The sequence below is a fragment of the Acaryochloris sp. IP29b_bin.148 genome, from assembly GCF_028285565.1.
In the GTDB taxonomy this organism is placed as follows: domain Bacteria; phylum Cyanobacteriota; class Cyanobacteriia; order Thermosynechococcales; family Thermosynechococcaceae; genus Acaryochloris.
In genome coordinates, this window is the sequence record NZ_JANQOY010000169.1 from 1 (window position 1) to 4398 (window position 4398).

Consider the following 4398-nt stretch of genomic DNA (forward strand, 5'->3'; position numbering starts at 1 on the left):
GAGCCAATGATATGTTCGATGCCCTTGAGAGTGTCTGTCCCCCCAAGCCCATCGTCAACAACCGTTTTCCCCTTAACTTCCTGAACTGTAATGCCGCTCTTGCTACTGGAATAAACTGCCGTATCTATGCCTTCACCACCATCTAAGCTATCTGAACCTGTTCCCCCCTCAAGGGTGTCATTGCCAGTTCCGCCGTCGAGCGAATCGTTTCCTCCATTCCCTTTTAAGATGTCGTGACCATCATCTTTGTAGGCAAATGCACCGTTTAGAGGATCTACTGTCCCATTAAACCCACCGTACAACCTATCATCTTTGTTCGCACCTTCGATGAGGTCATCACCGTACTTACCAATAAGAGTATGTTTCCCTGTTTCAGTATCGGTAGCAAAGCCAGTGTAGTAACCAGCTTTTATTCGATCTCCTGCATAAGTTCCAACTAAGTGCGTTCTTTGCCCCTCTTTTATGTCCCCTTCGGATTTAATCTCAGTTTGCTTAAAGGTAGAAATAATACGGGAGCCTTTTTGACGAAGATCGGTTATAAGTTTTAAAAAGTCATTATCATCCATTGGATAGTTATTTTTAATGAAGGCCAACCGAGATTGGTTACCGGTAGTTTCTCCCATCTCGATGTAGACACCACCCTCATTATCCTTGTTGGTCCCCATAACAAAAGACAGATTAGCAGTAGGTAAGAAGATCGTATCTACACCAATTTGAAAATCCTCAATAAAAATCGTGTCCCGAATCTGAGCCTTGATTGTGCCCCAAGCGGTAGTATCGTCAGCTTCCACAAGTTTCTTGGCAGTTTCGATTTGAGCTTCGATTTGTGCTGAATCAAAGCCATAATTGGCTAAGGTTTGAGCAACAGCGACCCCACCAGCAAGAGCAGAGCTAGCCTCACCGAGAGCTGCTCCAACACCGTCTAGTAATATATTGGTCAGTAACCGTTGAGTTTCAATACTTTCATCGGGTAGGGTAATGCTATTGATGAAGTCAGCAAGCTTTTTGCTATCAAAGTCCAGAATGGATTGAGTCGTACCTTTTGCCCCTAAAATATAGTGGGTCGGTCCAAATTGATTCCCACGGACGTAATGGACTTTGCCATCAACCCCTGCTACTGCATTAACCGTTGTAGATAAAGTCGAAGTATCAAAGACAGAGGTAACTGCATCCGTGATAAATTCTACTTTATCGATATTGGTTAAGAGATCAGTTTCTCCTGAAATCGATGTTGTTTCGTATCCCAAGAAAGTTCGTCGCTTCTCAATATACCTCCTATTATCTTTTACTTTCCAAGTATTATTATTTTGGTCGGTCTTGGAGAAAGTAAAATTCTCCATTCGTCCAGCAAAAACAGCCTTCGATTCACCTTGAGAACCTACTAAGGTATCATTACCCTTTCCTCCTATAAAGGTGACATCTCCAGAAAAAAGACTGGCGTCTAACGTATTGTTGCCATCCCCTCCGGTGACTTTTACCGCTTCAATCTCAGAAATCTCATCTGTTCCTTGTCCAATAACAGTTGAGTTAGTAATGATGAAATCATTGTTTCCTGCAAATTCAGCCCAATCAAAGCCGGTTCCGCCAATAAGGGTGTCATTTCCAATACCACCAATAAGGATGTCATTATCACGACCACCATTAAGGGTGTCATTTCCACCACCACCAATAAGGACGTCATTTCCACCACCACCATGAAGGGAGTCATTTCCATCATAATCAACAGGTAGAACGCCTGGATCATCCCAAGAGCGTGCTTTAAAACGAGCAAGTGTTGGATTTCCTCCTCTTAATGTGTCGTGACCTTTGCCCCCAATGACATTAGGTGTATATGTGTAATCGTAACCTATGAATTCCTTCTCATAAGCCGTCGTCTCTGTTACATAAATCGGCGTTTTTGTTTCGACGCTAAAATCGTTGTCTGTATTGACTAAATATTGAGGGGAGTCGTTAACAATGACTTTTTCTTCTAGTTCGCCGTCACCTGTTTGCCAATTTCCATTGATGTCCTTCCTGGCATACACGATTCTTTCAGACATAATTAGTTACTCTCTATTTAATTTGGTTGAACATGATACTTGCAAGCGTTGTTAACTTGCTTACATTGCCAATATCCTGCTTTTTATCAGTAGAAAAAATCCCGATTTATTCAGGAAAATTCAGATAAAACTTCAGTAAGTTGAACGCCAATAGAGAAATGGATATTGAAGAGTCAAAAAGGAGCCCCCTTACAACATAGGGACCTCACTCATGACTAAAATTCTGGGATGCAATACCTGTTCTTCTAGGGCTGTTTTTCTTAATTCTGGTATATTGTTTCAGAACTAAAAAAGGTGCTCCCCCACAAGAGATGATGTGTTAAAAATCGATTTCAGAAAATAGGCTTACAACAATAAACCTGATTAAGATTTTCTGCATACTCCTTTCAAATAAGCCTGCTAGAAACTGTTTTAAGATTGGGTGGCAGTAAATCCAATTCAAGCTAGTGGCCGAGAGCGATCGCAAAAGGAAAACCCCTAGTCCAAGAAGCACAACTAGGGGTTTGTGCTGGGGGGCAGCACTTAGATTCACTATCGAAGATCCGAGCAGCAGATAAAATCCTGATTTATTCAGATAAGTTCAGGTCTTGGTTCAGTCCGACCCAACCCAAGGTCATAGCCAATTGCCCACCAAGACAAATGGGCTCCAAAAATAGGGGGCTCTAAATTGCGGGTCCTTCATCAATGCCAACTGCGCCTGACGGAACGCGGCTGCTTTGGTTGTATTCGGTTGGGCCAGTGCTTGATAAAAATGGCCCATAAATGCCGCTGCCGCTTCATCATCTAACGACCACAGTCCAGCCAAAGTACTGCGCACGCCCGAGCGGATCGCCATACCCGCTATACCCAGGACAGCACGACTATTACCAGTTGCCGTTTCGCAGGCACTTAAGACCAACAAATCAATGGGCACTTCAGATGCCCGACTCCGACTTCTGAGTAAGGATGCCATCGCTTGAATCGACAGTTTTCCTTCCCAAGTCAGGATAAAGGTATCTTCAGGACTGGCCCCAAATTCTGCATGAGTAGCGAGATGAACCACTTCCGAAGACACCTCTGTCAGGTAATCATTCAGATTTTCTCGCGTCAAATCCTGATTAAACAAGACATCATGGTCTTGAATCAGAGCAGTAATCTGCTCAACTTCTTTAGCGACAAAGGGTAAGGCCGGGAAGCCAGCCCGAGCCTCACTCACACCCCCTACTAGCAATTTCACTCGCTCCCGCTCTTGTGGGCGAGGTGCTAATAGATCTAAACCAGGGGAAAGGGCAACGTTATACTTTTCGATTAAGTACTGTTCGCCATCATAGAGGGTGGTCAAGGGTAAGGTCCGTAAGGCACCGTCAGCAACAAACACCAATGTCTCGATATCTTCTTGGGCTAAATCTGCCGCAGCCGGACCGACGACCCAGTCATAAATTTGTTTGAGTTTAGTCAGGTTGTTCTTCTGGACAGACCCCAAGGGAGTGGTGAGCGATCTCAGCAGTTGATTCACCGTGGCATCCACCTGCCCCGGCTCAATTGGCGTGCTGTAGTGACGCAAAGGCTGAGTGCCAATACTGACAATCACATCGACCCGATTCTTTAAGACAATCGGGTAAATCACCGCTGCTTTCGGATCTACCTGGTCCGCCACTACAGGCTGGGCTTGCACACAGGCATCCTGAAAGTAGTCCTGGATTTCATTCAACTGCAAATCTTCAATTAGCTTTCGGGCCTGCTTCAGGTTGTTTGTTGCATCTGCCTGGTTCATATCGCCTTCAAGCAGCAGGGCCACCAGCTCCCGATAAACGGGTTCCACCCCATCCCTGAAGGTAAAGCGAACATCGTCACTAGCTGTACGGAGGTCTCCTCGGAGAGAATGCAGGGCAGCAACGGCATCGAGATAGGCCGAAATCGCCCCTTGACGATTGCCCAGTTGGCGACGATAGCGGCCTAGTTGCCAAGCCAGTTGATACAGCACTTCTGGGGCCTGCTGTCTTTGCACTCGCTGCAGGGCTTGTTCCGTCAACGACACAGCTTGAGACCATTGTTGGGCTTGACCATAAATTCGTCCCTGATAGCCCAGGATGTAGGATTGAGCATTGGGATCGTCCAACTCTTGAGCTTGGGCCTGAATTCGAGACAGAAGGTTCAATAGCGCCTGGGACTCTTCCAGCTTCGAGTCCAACACTGTTTCGATTAGATGGAGTTGAGCATAAATCCCCTCTCGGCTACTGGGAAGCTGCTGGGCTTGAACCTGCAGTTCTTGAAAAAGCTTCGATGCTACAGGATCTTTTTGCACAACGAGTAGATCATATCGACTCACTTGCACCTGAAATTGAATCAGGGGTGTGGGGGCAATCTCACGGGCCTGCTG

1 protein-coding gene and 1 pseudogene are annotated in these 4398 nt (G+C 45.7%); both read right to left on the bottom strand.

Going from position 1 to position 4398, the window contains the following annotated elements; all coding sequences use genetic code 11:
- Positions 1-2039 (bottom strand): annotated as a pseudogene (locus tag Q0986_RS15490) (hypothetical protein); the annotation flags it as partial.
- Positions 2040-2652: 613 nt separating this feature from the next.
- On the bottom strand, positions 2653-4398 hold a 1746-nt coding region (locus Q0986_RS15495), incomplete at its 5' end, for a CHAT domain-containing protein (protein ID WP_299412129.1).